The sequence below is a fragment of the Spongorhabdus nitratireducens genome (genome assembly GCA_947387575.1).
GTDB lineage: Bacteria > Pseudomonadota > Gammaproteobacteria > Pseudomonadales > Endozoicomonadaceae > CANDOC01.
In genome coordinates this window covers 207,493-224,490 of sequence record CANDOC010000004.1, presented here as the reverse complement: position 1 = coordinate 224,490, position 16,998 = coordinate 207,493, and the positions used below count along the sequence as shown (strand labels likewise).

Below are 16,998 nucleotides of genomic sequence, written 5' to 3'. Positions count from 1 at the left end.
CGACATACTGTCATGATATTGTAGTAATCAGGGTATAATTACTGTCTCCCAGAATTTACGCAAGCGTTTGGCCGAAACCGTTTGCTGCGTTCCGAGTGTCTGGGCAAACAGCGAAACCCGGTATTCTTCCAGCAGCCAGCGGAACTGCTCCAGAGCAGGGTCTGCGATCTGCTGCGACTGATGCGCTTTCTTGCGTTCCTCATACATATGCCTGAAGTGCTGCAGCTCTTCTGTTGCTGCACGGTCACGGGCCAGATCCCGGGCAAGTTTTTCCTGCCGGATTTCGACAGCCTGCATATAGCGCGGGTAGTGCTCCAGAATTTCCGGTGTCAGCTGGCGCAGGAATCCAGGATAAAGCAGCTCCTGCATTTGCTGCCGAATATCACCCAGTGATACTGCATGATTGAGCGAGATACCGCCTTTCAGCTTCTTGCTGATAGCGTGAGCACTCCGGAAAACATCATAGAGCAACTGATCCAGCTTCTGGGCTACCGGCACCAGCTCGGCTCGCCCCTGCTCCAGCAACTGCTTGAAATCAGCTTCTGTCCGCGGCATTTCATCTTTTAAAAACGCCATTCGAATCGCCAGCAGTTCAAAATCGGCCAGCAACGCTTTGCGATCCACGTAGCTGACGGCAAACAGAGCGGTTTGCTCAAAGTGCTTGATTTCCTTTCGTACAAACCTGAACAGCTGTTCCGGCAACATCAGTCGAATCAAGCGTACGACACCCTGAACATGCGCCTGTTGTGCTGCATATTCGGTATCAAATACTTTTAAGGCAACTGACGTTTTTTCATCGACCAGCGCAGGCCATGCCTTGATCGACATACCTGCCTGAACCGATTCCAGCATTTCGGGAATATCTCCGAAGTCCCACTGAGTCAGTCCTTCTCTTTCAATGCCACCGGAAGCATGACGAGTTACTGCAGCCTGTGAATAGTCACTGAAGCGTTCCCGCAATTCACTGGCATCGCGACCTTCTCCCAGTGATTTGCCCTTATCATCCAGCACCCGGATATTCATTTGCAGATGGTTTTCGATACTGCCGCCCTGCCAGGCTTCCGGCGGAATTCTGATACCCGTCATTTTCAACAGACAGGTAGAAAGCATCTCAGTCAGCGGTTTATCATCCGGCGACATGATATCCAAAGCAGCATCGACATAATCCGGCACCGGTACAAAGTTGCGGCGAATAGCTTTAGGCAGGCCACGAATCAGGGCGATACACTTATCTCGCAGCATGCCTGGCACCAGCCATTCCAGCCGGTTCTTTGGAAGCTGGGCCAGTAGCCCGACAGGCACTTCAAGGGTAACGCCATCGTCCTTTTGACCCGGCTCAAACTGGTATTTGAGCGGGAAGTTCAGGCTCTGCCATGTCAGGTGATCAGGATATTGCTGCTGGGAACCGGTTGCTGCCCCTTCTCGCATCAACTGTTCCAGATTCATATGAAGCAGCTCGGGGCTTTCCTTTTCAGCTTTCTTGCGCCACTGCTCGAACTCTACCGCATTGGTTACATTTTCCGGAATCCGCTCATCATAGAATCCATAGAGTTGCTCTTCATCGACCAGAATATCCCGGCGCCGAACCCGGGATTCCATATCTTCTACTTGCCCCAGCAAATCCAGGTTGTGACGATAGAATTTGCCTTTGGTAATAAATTCACCTTCAACCAGGGCTGAGCGGATAAAGATTTCACGGGCAACCTTGGGATCTATTCGGCCATAATTGATACGCCGCTTGGCTACAATAATCAGGCCATAAAGGGTCACCTGCTCAAAGGCTACTACTTGCCCACGACGCTTTTCCCAGTGCGGCTCAAAGTATTGTCGTTTAACCAGATGACGGGCACAGGGCTCGATCCAGTCCGGATTAATTTTGGCGACCGTACGGGCAAACAGTCTTGAGGTTTCCACCAGCTCGGCAGACATCACCCAACGTGGCTTACGCTTGTACAGGGCAGAGGTCGGAAATACAAAGAAGCGACGGTTACGGGCACCCATATAGTCAGCTTCTTCATCTCTGGAACCCAGATTGCCAAGCAGCCCGGGCAGCAGAGACTTGTGCAGGTCGTCATAGGATGCCGGCTCAGGATTCATTGGCAGCTTCAGATCCTTACACGCCAACATCAACTGCCGATGCATATCCCGCCACTCACGCATGCGCATAAATGACAGGAACTGGCTTTTGGCATATTTCCGCAGCTGATTCTGGGACAACTCCTGACGCTGCTCTTCCCAGCCATTCCACAGGTTAAGCAGTGTCATAAAGTCGGAGTTTTCATCATAGAACTCACGGTGACGCTGATCTGCAGCCTGACGCTTTTCAACCGGACGTTCACGTGGATCCTGAATACTCAGGGCACTGGCAATAACCAGCACTTCATTCAGGGCACCCTCTCGTGCGGCCGCAAGCAGCATCCGCCCGATACGCGGATCAATGGGTAACCGGCTTAATTGCTTACCAATAGCAGAAATATGGTTTTTGGTGTCGACAGCGCCCAGCGCCAGCAACATCCGAAAACCATCGTTTATTGCCTTTTTTTCCGGTGCATCAACAAACGGGAACCGGCTGACATCACCCAGGCCTAGGCGCAGCATCTGCAGAATAACGGCTGCCAGATTGGTGCGCTTTATTTCTGCATCGGTAAATTCAGGGCGACTCAGAAAGTCCTGTTCGGAATAAAGCCGGTAGCAGATACCTTCAGCCACACGACCACATCGCCCCATACGCTGATTGGCACTGGCCTGTGAAATAGCTTCAACCGGCAACCGCTGGACATTGGAGCGGACACTGTAACGACTGATCCGGGCCATACCGGGATCAATCACATAACGAATACCCGGTACTGTCAGAGATGTTTCGGCTACATTGGTCGACAGGATAATACGGCGGCCGGCGTGGGTACGGAAAATACGCTGCTGTTCCGCTGCTGACAGTCGGGCATACAGTGGCAGCACTTCAGTATTGCGAAGTTTGGCATCCCGCAGAAATTTGGCGGCCTCCCGAATATCCCTTTCACCACTCAGGAAAACCAGCACATCACCCAGCGGTGCGGCCTTGCCCGCACGTTCATCCTGTTCAATCTCTTGCAGAGCACTCAACAGACCTGCATGAAGTAACTGCTCACTGTCATCTGTTTCCAGATCCAGTTCTTCCAGTGGACGATAACGGGTTTCAACCGGATAGGTACGTCCTGAAACTTCTATCACCGGCGCGTTATCAAAGTGCTTTGAAAAGCGATCAACGTCGATAGTTGCCGATGTAATGATAACTTTCAGATCAGGACGACGCGGAAGAATCAGCTTGATATAGCCCAGCAGGAAATCAATATTCAGGCTGCGTTCATGGGCCTCATCGATAATCAGGGTGTCATAACGATTAAGAAAACGGTCATGGGGAATTTCGGCCAGCAGAATACCATCGGTCATCACCTTGACCAGCGTATTGTCACCCGTCTGTTCGGTAAAACGAACCTGGTAACCGACTTTATCACCCGGTGTCGTATTCAGTTCTTCCGCAATCCGGTTGGATACCGAGCGGGCTGCCAGTCGCCGCGGCTGGGTATGACCAATCATGCCCTTGATACCACGCCCCAGCTCCAGACAGATTTTAGGCAACTGGGTTGTTTTACCCGAGCCGGTTTCACCCGCAACCACAATAACCTGGTTGTTGCCAATAACTTCCAGCAGTTCATCCCGCCGTGCAGCAACCGGAAGCGCATCATCATAATTGATAACCGGAACCCCGGCAGCGCGCTCGGTAGCGAGTGCCACCGACTTTTCAACGGTCCGGGATAACTTCTCCAGCCCGTTTGCATCATCACGCTTCAGCCGGTTCAGCCGCTGGCGCAACCGGTACTGATCCTTGAGCATGCACTCGGATAATTGTTTCTGCAGGGTCTGGCGGGAAATGGGCGTCTGGTTCACGCTGAATGGATATCCGGAAACTAAAAGCCCCGCATTATAACGGCGGGGCTGGGATAAGGCACCTGTTACAGGGTTCCTCCCTATTGGGGGTAAGCCTGTTTACTGAGCACCAATGGTGATTCGGCTGCGCTTTTCCAGTTCCTCTTCACGCAGCTTGCGGCGCAGGATTTTACCCACGTTGGTTGTTGGCAGTTCATCCCGGAACTCAACAATCTTCGGTACCTTATACCCGGTGACTTTCTTGCGGATAAAGGCGATTACTTCTTCCTTTTCCAGCTCGGGATTGGTGCGTACCGCAAAGATTTTGATCGCTTCACCGGTTTTATCACTGGGAATACCAATGGCTGCACTCTGGGATATATCCGGATGATCAGCCAGTACGTCTTCCAGTTCGTTGGGATAGACATTGAAACCGGAGACCACAATCATGTCTTTCTTGCGATCAACCAGACGTACAAAACCATCATCTTCAAATACCGCAATATCCCCAGTCTTGAGCCAGCCATCTTCAGTCAGTACATTGGCCGACTCTTCCGGCATATTCCAGTAACCGTCCATCACCTGCGGGCCTTTTACCCACAGCTCCCCGGCTTCACCCTTGAGCGGCTCATTGCCGTTGTCATCCACCAGTCGCAATGACGTAGACGGTACCGGCACACCAATAGAGCCAATACGGGGCTGGGACGGCGGGTTAGCTGTGACCATCGGCGAGGTTTCACTCATACCGTAACCTTCAACCACCTTGCAGCCAGTCAGGCTTTCCCAACGGGCCGCAGTATCATGCTGCAGCGCCATACCACCGGAAGCGGTCAGCTTCAGGCTGGAGAAATCCAGATTACGGAACTCTGTGTGATTCATCAGGCCGACAAACAGGGTGTTCAGACCTACAAACACACTGAACGGTTTGCCTCGCAGCTCTTTTACCATGCCATCCAGATCACGGGGATTGGTAATCAGCAGGTTATGCTGACCACCGATCATGCCCACCATGCAGTGGAAGGTGAAGGCATAAACGTGATACAGCGGTAACGGGCAGACCATCAATTCTTCGCCCTCATTCAGGGCTGCGGTCATAATATCCTTCGCCTGCAGCATATTGGACAGCAGGTTGCGGTGGCTCAGCATCGCTCCCTTGGATACACCGGTGGTGCCGCCGGTATATTGCAGTACTGCCAGATCATCCTGGGTTTTATCAACATTATTACAGGCTTGCTGGCGACCTTTTTTCAATGTTTCCCGGAAGCTGATGGCCTGGGGCAGATGGTATTGCGGAACCATCTTTTTAACGTAGCGAATCACACTGTTCACCAACGTCCGCTTTACCATCGGCAACATGTCACCTACATGGGTCACAATGACATGCTTGATACCGGTTTTGGGCAGTACTTTTTCAGCTGCACTGGCCATATTGGACAGCACTACCAGCGCCTTGGCACCGGAATCATTAAACTGGTGCTCCATTTCCCGCTCGGTGTAAAGCGGGTTGGTATTTACAATCACCAGACCGGCCCGCATCGCGCCAAAAACGACGACCGGATATTGCATCAGATTGGGTAGCTGAACTGCTATCCGGTCTCCGGGCTGCAGGTCGGTATGATGCTGAATCCAGGATGCGAACTGGCCACTTAACTGATAGAGCTCACTGTATGAAATGGTATGACCGAGATTGGAAAACGCAGGCTTGTTGTGGAACTTTTTGCAGGATTCCTTCAGCACATCAAGAATGGAATTGTAATGTGCCAGATCAATATCGGGTCGCTCCGAGCTGTTAATACCAGACATTTCTGCAATGCTGGCAACATTACTCTGCTGCATCCCTATCCCCCCCAGGACATTTTATCGCCATGGATATCAATTCGCCGCCAATAGAAAAGCGGCCTGATTCCTGACTGATTATTCAGAATATCTGTCTTTTGCTTTGGCAACCAAAAAGGGTATGGCTGCCGATGTTATCGTTGTTACAAAGACAGTTAAATTTTTCAGCACGATCAATTTTATTTTTATGCTGAAGCGCCAGCTTGTTCATATTTTATGCAGGCATAGTCTGCTACAGATGGAATTCTGTACAGGCATATCCCCGCTATGGTCGTGGCTGTCCGGCGTGAGAGTAACAGTTTTTTACATCACACGACAACATGTTGTTTTGACTTACAAAAAGTATCATTTCTTACTTTTTTTTAAGTGACTTGTTCGAGTAGATCAAGAATTTGCAAGGCCTCATTACCCGTTTCACCACAGACCCATTTTTCTGCGGTGAACTGACTGCAGACATCCGGCCTGTCATCAGAACCGAAAATACGGCACATATTTTTCTCGTCTAACTGGATGCATCTGACACTGGCAGGTTTTCCCTTCGGCATACCCGGAATAGAAGAAGAAATCGATGGCGCTATACAACAGGCACCACATCCAAGACGACACTGCATAATAATTTCAGAAAAATCCGGAGTAGAGAAAAGGGCGACGAAGCATAGAGCAGAGCAACTTGCACAACAATAAGGTATTTCTGCCTTCCAGCTCTGCCACAACGCCTCCGGCAGGCATGCACCTTATATCCTTGTAACGACTTATACGTATAAAACCCTGTTACCCCGCATAAAAAATCAGTAGAATCGAGCCGTCGTGAAGTCTGGACTTTTGTCTCAAATGGCTGGAACAAACGATAACAAGATGATCTCTGCCTGCCACCAGCAGCGACTCGATAATAAAAGCCAAAAGCAGAAAGTGACTTCTGACTCAGCATCCTGAGAAACAGGCGGCACTTTCATAATAAGAACGATACCGGCCATAAAGTCGTACCGGAGTATAATAATGAAAAAGATACTTGCACTTTGCGCAGCCTTGCTCATGCTGGCCCAGACCAGCTGGGCTTCCGATGATAAATCCACCATTGACCGCATTCTGGAACGCAAGGTATTGCGTGTTGGAATGGATGTCGGTTACATGCCGTTTGAACTCCCCGGCAAAAACGGACCTATGGGCTTTGACGTTGACCTGGCCAAGAAAATGGCTGAAGCCATGGGCGTTGAACTGGAACTGGTTAACACTGCATGGGATGGCATCATTCCGGCGCTGCTGACGGACAAGTTTGACATCATCATGTCAGGCATGACCGTTACCCCTCAGCGTAACCTGCAGATTAACTTTGCCGATCCCTACATCACCATCGGTCAGAGCATTCTGTTGCGTGACGGACTGGAAGATGAAGTCACCAGCTACCGCGATCTGAATGAAGGCAAATACACTATCGCCTCCAAGCTGGGCACCACCGGTGATTTCGCTGCCAAGCGCTACCTGAGCAACGCCAAGCTGCGTCTGTTTGAAACTGAAGCTGATGCTGCACTGGAAGTTGTTCAGGGTCGTGCCGACGCGATGGTATACGACATGCCTTACAATGCGATCTATGCCAGCCAGAACGGCGACAAGGTTGCTCACCTGTCTCAGCCTTTCACCTACGAGCCGCTGGGCTGGGGTATCCGCAAGGGTGATGCCGACTTCCTGAACTGGCTCAACAACTACCTTGCCCAGATCAAGGGTGACGGCACATACGATCGCATCTACCGCAAGTGGTTTGAATCTTCTGCCTGGCAGCGGAACCTGAAGTAATATGGCGGGCTTCAAGCCCGTCAACCCGCCAAAGCAGATGGAACGTCAGCCGAACAAGGTTCTGTGGAACCTTGTATTCGGCCTGATATTGTTTGTGGTGGGTCTGGGCCTCTATAAATCGAGTCAGTCCATTGACTACTCCTGGCGCTGGGAGCGCCTGCCGGAATACATTCTCTATAAAAGTGACAATGTCGTTCGGGCACAATTTGATGGCACCGTATCCATCACCGCAGACAATACCGTCATTCTGACCGATGACTTTGACGCCAATAACATTCAGCAGGTCACTGAATTCCAGAGCAGTCTGGTATATGACGGCGATCTGGTATTTGAAGGCGACCCGCTGACATCCACTGTGGCATGGAAAGCCGGCCCGCTGCTTGATGGCCTGGTGATGACGCTCAAGCTGTCGATGGTGGCACTGGTTTTTGCTTTGCTACTGGGCAGCCTGACCGGACTGGCTCGCGTTTCACCCAATCCGGCACTGAAAAATCTGGCCATTGTTTATATCGAACTGGTGCGTGGCACACCGCTACTGGTCCAGATTTTCATTATCTATTTCTTTATCGGTACAGTACTGAATCTGGACCGTTTTACCGCTGGCGCCACCGCGCTTGCAGTATTTACCGGTGCCTATATTGCCGAAATTATTCGTGCCGGTATCGAGTCAATTAATAAAGGTCAGATGGAAGCCGCCCGCAGCCTTGGCATGGACTATAACGCCTCGATGCGTTACATCATCCTGCCGCAGGCATTCAAACGGGTACTGCCACCATTGGCAGGACAGTTTATTAACCTGATCAAGGACTCTTCACTGGTTTCGGTTATCGCTATTACCGATCTGACCAAGGCTGGCCGGGAAGTGATCAGTGTAACTTTCAGCCCGTTCGAGGTCTGGTTCACTGTTGCCCTGATGTATCTGGTCCTGACAGGCTTGCTGTCATTCCTTGTTACCAGACTGGAGAAGAAGTATGCCCTCCACGGCTGATACCGAATATATTATCCAGGCTGAGAATGTCGACAAGATTTACCCTAACGGCCACCACGCACTGAAAAGTGTCAGCCAGAATATTCGGGAAGGTGAAGTTGTTGCCGTTATCGGACCCAGTGGTTCGGGGAAGTCGACTTTTCTTCGCACCCTGAATCAGCTGGAAACCATTAACGGCGGTGAAATTGTTGTTGATGGTATATCCCTGACAACACCCGGTGATGTCAACAAACTGCGGGAAGAGGTTGGCATGGTTTTCCAGTCATTCAACCTGTTTCCCCATATGACCGTGCTGGACAATATCTGTCTCGCACCAATGAAAGTGCGTGGTCTGAGTCGCAGTGATGCAGAGAGCAGATCACAACAACTGCTACAACGGGTAGGTCTGTCTGACAAGGCTGGCAGTTTCCCGGGGCAGCTTTCCGGTGGTCAGCAACAGCGTGTTGCCATTGCCCGGGCACTGGCAATGCAGCCACGCATCATGCTATTTGATGAACCGACTTCCGCCCTTGACCCGGAGATGGTTGGCGAGGTATTGGATGTTATCAAATCACTGGCCAGCGAAGGCATGACCATGGTTATTGTGACTCATGAAATGGGCTTTGCCCGTGAAGTCGCTGACCGGGTGTTGTTTATGGAGGCTGGTGAACTGGTTGAAGATGATCCGCCGGAAGTCTTCTTTAATAATCCTGAAAGCCCCAGACTTCAGGCTTTTTTGAATCAGGTACTCTGACCAAAAAACACAAGACTGGGATACAAAAATGCCGCCATTACAGGCGGCATTTTTGTATCTGGTCGTGTCGCGTCAGGCGCCTTTTCTTAACACTCGCTGAGGCACCTGTACTCTCTGCTCTCGATTGAGGAAGTTGATAAGCACCATACTACGCTCAAGCCCCGAGTCAGAAAGATAAACACCCTGCAGCTCCTTAAAGGGGCCATCACGAAACTCAACAACATCTCCCTTACTGAAAACCGGTTTTCCTGCCAACCGCTTTTCCTGCTGCTTGATGGTATCAATCAGCTCGGTAGACACTTTAACCGGCTCACCCATGCCAAACCGAAGAAAGCCGTTCAAACCACGGGTAGAACGAATTTTGTGGTAAGGAAGGTTCTCAACCGTATCGTGAAAGAGGAATCCATATCCCGGAAACAAGGATTCCTCTTTCTGGTTTTTCAATACAAGTTTGGGGAAATAATAGTCAAACCCCTGGTTTTCAAGATGAACCCGGGCACGCGGTTCTTCTCTGGGCTTGATCTTGATTACATACCACTCATCCATAAGATTCCCCTTGCTTTCACATCAGGATAGAAAACCGGCTACTGCCTGTTTGGCCGGTAAAATTCGCCAGTGGCGATTTAGCTTTAAGTGTCCAGGTACTTAATAGCTTAAAAACAGTAAAAAATTATCACAACCCTGAACTCAGGCCGGTTTCAGCCAGGATTTTCTTCAGAGCGTCAACAGGGTTATCTGACCGGGTAACCGGCCTTCCAATAACCAGATAATCACTGCCCGCTTCCAGTGCTGCGGCAGGTGTTACAATCCGGCGCTGATCATTGGCAGCGGCCCACTGCGGCCGGATGCCCGGGGTAATCAGTTTGAAACTATCACTGCAAGCCTGCCTTAGCATAGATGACTCACGGGCAGAACACACAACACCGTCCAGCTTGCAGCTATCTGCAAGTTGCGCCAGACGCTTCACATAGTCCTGCGGCTCATCAATACAACCGAGTTCCTGCAGGTCAGCGGCTTCCATACTGGTCAGCACAGTTACCCCGATCAACAGTGGCTTATGGCTGCACTTGTCCAGCCGTTCACGACATGCATCCATCATGCGTCGACCACCGGAGGCGTGAACATTTACCATCCAGACGCCATGATCTGCAGCCTGGGCTACAGCAGCAGCCGTCGTTGCCGGAATATCATGGAACTTGAGATCCAGAAAGATTTCGAACCCAAGTCCTGTCAGTTTTTCCAGTATTGCAGGCCCTGCTGCAGTGAAAAGTTCCTTCCCCACTTTAACCCGGCAAAGCGCTGGATCCAGTTGTCCGGCCATTTTCAGGGCACTTTCCTGATCCGGATAATCCAGGGCAATAATCAGCGGACTGTCGTTCACTTCAGAGTGGCTCACAAATCTCTCCGTTGCTAGCTTTGCCAACTTTTCCGCTGCCGCTTCGGCCACAACCGCATACGACAACAACACTTTATACGGGCTATGTTTGGTATGGACGATACCTAATTCGGACTCACTGTACCCCAGGACTTACAACTGGGGCATTGCCAGTGCAGCATACGTCCATCATAACCACATTCACGGCAGGAGTAAGAAACCCCTTCCCCAACCAGGCGGTTCATAAGATCCGCCAACAGTTCGAAGTCAGTGCCAGTAGCGACTGCCCTGTTGCCGCTTTCATGCTGCATTCTGCCGACAAGTAATCCCAGCAGTGTCAGTGATGGCTTCTGTTTAAGATGTTCAATCAGGAAGGCTCTGGCAGCATCATGATCTCCAGTCTGTTTCATCAGCAGATACATGGCCCTGACCAGCACCGGTGAGGCATTGGCTGCCAGACTGCGGGACAGATAGTTATGATAACTGCGGATATCACCAGCCTTCTGGCAGGCTTGCTCAATCAAACCCAGCGTTGCAGGGACAAAACGCGCGTCCTGAGCCAGCACCCGCTGCAGGGCACTGATAGCCGCCTTGTAATTACGCTGATTATATTCCAGCTGCCCCATAATCATGCTGGCCCGGACACTGTTCTTGTCCCGGCTTGCAGCATGGCGCAGCAGCCGGCGAGCCTGAGCATAATCATTATCGCGTACCGACTTTTCGGCCAATTCACAGTAAAAGTGAGCGATCAGATGATCAAAATGGGCATCACCTTTCAGCTTGCGCAGAGTCTCCGCAACCTTAAGCGCCTTGCTCCACTCCTTTTCAATCTGATAGATATCAAGCAACTGGGCCAAAGCACTTGAGCGGGCATCATCACTGGATTTGGTCAGTTCGTTAAGGAGGGCTTCAGCCCGGTCAAGCAAGCCGGCTGACTGATAGGCCCGGGCCAGCTCGAGTTGTACCTGAGCTGACTGGTAAGTCTGAAGACTGGGTCTTGCCAGCAGGTCCTGATAGACCCTGATGGCTTTCTCGATCTCGCCTCGCTTGCAAAACAGCCTGCCCAGCGCCAGATGAGTATCAAAAGCATCAGCGTTGAGATCGAGTGCCTTGATAAAGGACTCGATTGCTTCATCAGTCTGTTCATTAAGCAGATAGTTCAGGCCGGTAAAATATTCGGTACCGTAAGTGGCCTGACCTTCTGGCTTGCGCCTGTTATCCCGCCGGCCCAGAAAATAACCCGCCAGCATTGCGCATATAATCAACAGCAATAACGCTGGCTCTGACATCAGGACAGTCCCTTGAGGCTTTGCTGGCGCAGGCGGCGGATTTCAGCATCCCTTCGTTTCAGCTTTCTTTTCAGGCTGGCGCGTTCCAGCCGGTGACGTACCAGTAATGTGGCGGCACTGATCAGACCGGCACAGGCGCCGATAATAAAGCTGCCAATAACCAGGGTCGATATCTGCAGGGAAGGTATCTTGCCGCCGAGGATAATCAGCGCAACCGGCTGACTGTTATCTTCAACAAAGTTGACCAGCAACAACAGCAGCACTGCCGTAATCACTATGTACAGCAACCATGTTGCGGCTCTAAAGACCTTATCCACTCAAAAACTCTCCATTCACGAAAGCAGGTCACTAGATACAACAGCAGAGCACCTGATCAGCTCAGGTTTGATCCGATACTGGCTAGTAAAATTGGCCGACAGCTATCATCCTACAACAGCGTTACAGGCATCAACAGCGTCTCTGGTATCAACAATGAGGAAAATTACAGGCTCTTGTTTACCCTGTCCCTCAGCTCTTTACCCGGTTTGAAATGAGGAACATGCCGCTCATCCAGTTGGACAGCTGTTCCTGTTCTCGGGTTCCTGCCAAGTCTTGGAGCACGATAGTGAAGAGAAAAACTGCCAAACCCCCGAATTTCAACCCTGTTACCACTGGCCAGTGCCTGGGTGAGATACTCGATAATACCTTTGACTGCCAGTTCAACATCCTTTTGAGGTAGCTGGGGCTGTAGCCCTGCTATTTGTTCAATCAGCTCAGATCTGGTCATATCACAGTCCTTTTGGCTCTGTCCTCCAGGGATTGTCCCTCAAGGATTTCGTTCCACAGGCTTCTTAATTTTGCCGGAGTCCTTTCACATATACCATACTGGCATGAAAGCCGTTTCAATCAACCGGAATGCCATACTCCAGCGTGGCAAATACAACATAAAGAATCCGGATCAGGTTAGCCAAGGCGACCTACATTATCAAGTAACTTATTGATGTTAAAGGCATTAATTTCATTCAACCCTGAAAGCCGGATACCGCCGCAACATCCCTTCGCCCCGGATACCCCTGACACCGGTTATGAGCGGTTCAGCCTTTTCCGGCCACTGTTTTTGTAATCTTTTACCGCGAAATGTAAGGGTTGTCGGCATTCCACTATACACAAACCCCGCGCAAAGTAGTACATATGCGGAAACGTTTTAACTAGCACTTCCGACCAGTTTTTCTGCATACCTGAATCATGCAACCAACCATGAATCGGGGATTGCGTATTATCCAACCGGAGATGGAATACCCGGGGTATATGAAAGCTTTTTTAACCGCCTGCAAACCCTCTTTCACTGCAGGCAGCTTTCAATGCAGGCAACAACGGAAGCTGAAGATTTTGGGCAACCTGCTTTAAGACACGCAGGATTGCAGCAAAGAGACTGCTGACAACCAGAGACTCTTTGCTAAACTTGGATCACTCTGAGTAGCTATCCTTCCATCTTGCGATCCTGAAGCTTGTTTAACCTTGAATCGGCCCTGTCCTTATCATGTGGTTTTTTATCGGGCGATCGCCAGCATACTAACAACTACCTGATATCGGACAGAGGTTTAGCATCAAGCAGGACCCCGACCCGGATCCAAGACCCGATTCAGGTCATAGGTGCTCAATACCGGCGGTCTTTGCTTTAAGGAGTGATTATGCAACAGCAGCAACAACAAGATCCGACTGTATTTATCATCGACGATGATGAAGCTGTACGTGACTCATTGAAAATGCTTATGAAATCTGTCGGGCAAAAAGCAGAAGTCTTCAACTCCCCGACCGATTTTCTGGAAGTGTACGACGAGAACCGCCCGGGCTGCATCGTTCTGGACATTCGCATGCCGGGCATGAGCGGACTCGAGTTGCAGGGCAAGCTGAATGAAATTCACTGCATCCTGCCCATCATCTTCATTACCGGTCACGGTGATGTACCGATGGCAGTACAGGCAATTAAAGACGGCGCCATGAACTTCATTCAGAAGCCGTTCCGTGATCAGGAACTGCTGGATCTGATTAACGACGCCCTGAAGCTGGATGCCAAGCAGCGTGCAGAACTGCTGGAGCACAAGGAAATCCTGCGTCGTCTGTCTACCCTGACAGATCGTGAACGCGAGGTACTGCAGCATGTTGTTCAGGGCAAGGCCAACAAGGTTATTGCTGCCGACATCAACCTGAGCCAGCGTACTGTTGAAATTCACCGCTCCCGTGTGATGGAAAAAATGGGTACCAAATCACTGGCTCACCTGGTTCGTCAGGTGATGCAGGTGAAAGAACACCTCGGCGAAGAGTTTTTTAACCGCAAGTAATTGCGTATAAAAACCTGCCAGCATAGAGGGGCTGCTCCCGGGCAGCTCCTTTTCTTTCTGCTCCTGTCCCGCCCCTGTTACGGCTTCACCCTGCCCCACAGTAATAATCATTACCTGTAAACTTAAAAGCGTTCGGCTTGTCTACTGTTTCAACAAAAAACAAACAAACCTAAAGCATTTCACACACACAATACGCAAACACTACTAATAAATGCATTTTCAGCCAAAAAGACTACGAAAAACTGGCAAAACAAATACTTTACCCTTTAAGTAATCCCCACAAGGTCGCTCGTAAATATCTGCATACCGGGTTTTCAGATTTCTTCTTAGACTGAAATCGAACAGTTCACCTCAGGGTTACTCACTGAAATGAGAAATATTCCTGAATCGTGAAAACCACTCACCGCAGCTATCAGTTATTACCTCGATTGGTATGTCTAGACTTGCAGGCAAAAGAAGGATGATTAAAAGGCCGTGAATACTACTGTACCCAAAGCAACGGTTTTTCTGCTGGAACAGGATACTGCTACCACTCACACCATTTCGGAAATTTGTGAAGGGCAGCAGCTTGGCCTCAAAAGCTTTGAGTCAACCCGGAGTCTGATTCAGGCACTGGGCAGCGAACAACCTTTTATTCTGATTACATCATCAACGGCTGAAAATACAGACAGAAACCTGGAGTCACTTCAGGACATCAGGGCTGCTCAACACGACCTGCCGATTGTCGTTCTTGGCGACCCCAGCGACCTGAACGGCGCTGTTACCGCCATCAAGGCCGGTGCCATCGATTATATTGAAAAGCCGGTCATTTCCGGTCGACTGAGAGAACATTTCCGTCAGCTGATCCGCTCATAAGCCGGATCAGCTACTTTATGCTTATAGCTACTTTACCCGCTCATGGCTGTTTTACCCGTTCGCATTGAGCCAACACATATTCTTCCAGCTGCTTTAACAGCTGTATATCAGAATGGCGATCCGCTTCTGCCAGCTCGGCCCTGAGCTCACCGACCCGCTTCTGAAAGCTGTTCAGTGACAAAAATCCATCCTGTCCCTCAAGCACACGGCTGCGGCAATGTTCATTCCACTGTGCACGCTCGGAATCCGACAATGAGTCAGGAAAGTTACGCGCACGATACCTGAACAGCAAAGCATCCAGCCGCACGTCATCATAGTCAGACTGCAAATGCTTAAGCGCCGCACCATCGGTACGGCTTACCTTGCGAATAAACCGACGGTCACGGTCACTGAAAAAGCCACCGTATAACTGAAGTTCGGCATCTGCCACTTTCCCGTCTTTAAACTGACTGGAGAACACCGCCTGTACTTTTTCAGCCACGCTATCAGAGCCGATCAACTGATCGTAGTGCCGCTGACAAAGTTTATAGTCGAGCTGCAAACGCTTCTGATCGCTTTCATCCAGCACTTTCAGGGGGGCAATAACCGGGCAGCGATTGACATGAATGGTCTTGAGCGGGATTCGTTCTATCCCCTCAGGCAAATCAGCTTTCGGGGTAAATATTCGCTGCTGAACTTCTTCAACAGAAAGCTTCAGTAAAGGTGCCGGATCAACGGATAGATCATAAACAATGACACCGTTACGATTGTCCGGGTGCATCGCAATAGGCAGCACAACTGCCAGGTTATTTCTGTCAGTCCCGTACATGCCTGAAACATGCAATACCGGATTTTTCAACAGAGGATCGATTTTAGCTAAAACCTGACGCTTATCCCGCAGCGATAGCAAATGGGAGAAAAGTCTGGGCTGCTTTTCCTTGACCAGCTTTGCCATGGCAATTGTTGCTCGAACATCTGACAGAGCATCATGTGCCTGCAAATGCTCAATATTATTGGCAACGGAAAGCTCTTCCAACTTGAAACTTCGTCGCCCGTCACGCAATGGCCAGTTGATGCCATCCGGTCGAAACGCCGCTGTGGCACGCACAACATCAATCAAGTCCCAGCGACTGTTTCCGTTTTGCCATTCACGGGAATAGGGATCAAGGAAATTACGATAGAAGCAGTAACGGGTCACTTCATCGTCAAACCGGATACTGTTATATCCCGCTACACAGGTCTTGGGCCGTGAGAAAGCCTGATGAATGGCATGGGCAAACTCTTTTTCAGTCAACCCTTTTTCTGCAGCTTCCTGTGGCAGAATACCGGTGATCAAACAGGCTTCAGGATGAGGCAGAACATCTTCTGCTGGCTGACAATACCAGACATCTTCCTTCTCGATTTCATTGAAGTCAGCATCTGTTCGAATCCCGGCAAACTGTAAGGGTCTGTCACGGGCAGGGTCAGCACCAGATGTTTCGAAATCATAGAAGTAGAACGTCTGCACAGTTATAGCCATCACTTGATGTTATTCGACAGATCTACTCTATGCTGCCAGCTCACAGCTTTCCAGCCACTTTTCAGTCAGCATAAAGCAAAGTCAAAAGTGCCTGAGCAAAGAACAGATGAAGAGCAGATAAAAAACAGGCAAAAAAAAACCTGCACATGATTGTGCAGGTTTTTCTGATATGGCGGACCGGACGGGACTCGAACCCGCGACCTCCGGCGTGACAGGCCGGCATTCTAACCAACTGAACTACCGGTCCGCATTCTTTTTCAATTGCCCTGATTGCCTGTCGTAATCAAAACAATAAAATATGGTGGGTGATGACGGGATCGAACCGCCGACCCTCTGCTTGTAAGGCAGATGCTCTCCCAGCTGAGCTAATCACCCAAGTGACGTGCTCTCGAAGAACACGTCAGGA

General features: G+C 50.3%; 14 protein-coding genes and 2 tRNA genes. 5 read left to right on the top strand and 11 right to left on the bottom strand.

Features of this window, described 5'->3' with window-relative positions:
- Positions 1–27 precede the first annotated feature (27 nt).
- The 3 genes from hrpA to ACYZZ0_RS09440 form a co-directional block, all read right to left on the bottom strand.
- Complete coding sequence (gene hrpA / locus ACYZZ0_RS09450) at positions 28–3,927, bottom strand: ATP-dependent RNA helicase HrpA (protein WP_461536369.1); 3,900 nt, start codon at positions 3,925–3,927, stop codon at positions 28–30.
- A 99-nt stretch (positions 3,928–4,026) separates the two neighbouring features.
- Positions 4,027–5,742 carry an AMP-binding protein gene (locus tag ACYZZ0_RS09445; protein WP_461536368.1) on the bottom strand — a complete coding sequence of 572 codons (1,716 nt, stop codon included), beginning with the start codon at positions 5,740–5,742 and terminating at the stop codon, positions 4,027–4,029.
- A gap of 362 nt (positions 5,743–6,104) precedes the next feature.
- On the bottom strand, positions 6,105–6,353 hold the full coding sequence (locus ACYZZ0_RS09440; RefSeq protein ID WP_461536367.1) for a YkgJ family cysteine cluster protein: 249 nt from the start codon (positions 6,351–6,353) through the stop codon (positions 6,105–6,107).
- A 385-nt stretch (positions 6,354–6,738) separates the two neighbouring features.
- On the opposite strand from ACYZZ0_RS09440, the gene ACYZZ0_RS09435 reads away from it, so the two are divergent.
- The 3 genes from ACYZZ0_RS09435 to ACYZZ0_RS09425 are packed head-to-tail and all read left to right on the top strand — an operon-like array spanning position 6,739 to position 9,254.
- A complete protein-coding gene (locus ACYZZ0_RS09435) occupies positions 6,739–7,533 on the top strand; it encodes a transporter substrate-binding domain-containing protein (RefSeq protein ID WP_461536366.1) in 795 nt (264 codons plus the stop codon).
- A gap of 1 nt (position 7,534) precedes the next feature.
- Positions 7,535–8,521, top strand: a complete 987-nt coding sequence (locus ACYZZ0_RS09430; protein WP_461536365.1) for an amino acid ABC transporter permease — start codon at positions 7,535–7,537, stop codon at positions 8,519–8,521.
- Positions 8,505–9,254: an amino acid ABC transporter ATP-binding protein gene (locus tag ACYZZ0_RS09425; RefSeq protein WP_461536364.1), complete on the top strand. Its 750-nt coding sequence runs from the start codon at positions 8,505–8,507 to the stop codon at positions 9,252–9,254. The genes ACYZZ0_RS09430 and ACYZZ0_RS09425 overlap by 17 nt, the downstream gene beginning before the upstream one ends.
- Before the next feature lie 72 nt (positions 9,255–9,326).
- On the opposite strand, the gene ACYZZ0_RS09420 is transcribed toward ACYZZ0_RS09425, so the two are convergent.
- The 5 genes from ACYZZ0_RS09420 to ihfB form a co-directional block, all read right to left on the bottom strand.
- Positions 9,327–9,800, bottom strand: coding sequence for a transcription termination/antitermination NusG family protein (locus tag ACYZZ0_RS09420; protein ID WP_461536363.1), 474 nt, complete (start codon positions 9,798–9,800; stop codon positions 9,327–9,329).
- A 127-nt stretch (positions 9,801–9,927) separates the two neighbouring features.
- A complete protein-coding gene (gene pyrF, locus ACYZZ0_RS09415; RefSeq protein WP_461536362.1) occupies positions 9,928–10,650 on the bottom strand; it encodes an orotidine-5'-phosphate decarboxylase in 723 nt (240 codons plus the stop codon).
- Between the two features lie 104 nt (positions 10,651–10,754).
- Positions 10,755–11,918, bottom strand: coding sequence for a lipopolysaccharide assembly protein LapB (gene lapB, locus ACYZZ0_RS09410; protein WP_461536361.1), 1,164 nt, complete (start codon positions 11,916–11,918; stop codon positions 10,755–10,757).
- On the bottom strand, positions 11,918–12,235 hold the full coding sequence (locus ACYZZ0_RS09405; RefSeq protein WP_461536360.1) for a LapA family protein: 318 nt from the start codon (positions 12,233–12,235) through the stop codon (positions 11,918–11,920). The genes lapB and ACYZZ0_RS09405 overlap by 1 nt, the downstream gene beginning before the upstream one ends.
- Positions 12,236–12,399: 164 nt before the next feature.
- On the bottom strand, positions 12,400–12,684 hold the full coding sequence (gene ihfB / locus ACYZZ0_RS09400) for an integration host factor subunit beta (RefSeq protein ID WP_461536359.1): 285 nt from the start codon (positions 12,682–12,684) through the stop codon (positions 12,400–12,402).
- 904 nt (positions 12,685–13,588) lie between these two features.
- Here ihfB and ACYZZ0_RS09395 point away from each other — a divergent pair.
- Positions 13,589–14,239, top strand: a complete 651-nt coding sequence (locus ACYZZ0_RS09395) for a response regulator transcription factor (RefSeq protein WP_461536358.1) — start codon at positions 13,589–13,591, stop codon at positions 14,237–14,239.
- Between the two features lie 474 nt (positions 14,240–14,713).
- Positions 14,714–15,094: a response regulator gene (locus ACYZZ0_RS09390; protein ID WP_461536357.1), complete on the top strand. Its 381-nt coding sequence runs from the start codon at positions 14,714–14,716 to the stop codon at positions 15,092–15,094.
- Positions 15,095–15,134: 40 nt separating this feature from the next.
- On the opposite strand, the gene sbcB is transcribed toward ACYZZ0_RS09390, so the two are convergent.
- The 3 genes from sbcB to ACYZZ0_RS09375 all read right to left on the bottom strand — a co-directional run bounded on the left by sbcB (position 15,135) and on the right by ACYZZ0_RS09375 (position 16,967).
- Positions 15,135–16,592 carry an exodeoxyribonuclease I gene (sbcB, locus tag ACYZZ0_RS09385; protein WP_461536356.1) on the bottom strand — a complete coding sequence of 486 codons (1,458 nt, stop codon included), beginning with the start codon at positions 16,590–16,592 and terminating at the stop codon, positions 15,135–15,137.
- 170 nt (positions 16,593–16,762) lie between these two features.
- A tRNA-Asp gene (locus tag ACYZZ0_RS09380) sits at positions 16,763–16,839 on the bottom strand.
- 52 nt (positions 16,840–16,891) lie between these two features.
- Positions 16,892–16,967 (bottom strand) — tRNA-Val (locus ACYZZ0_RS09375).
- Positions 16,968–16,998: the final 31 nt, after the last annotated feature.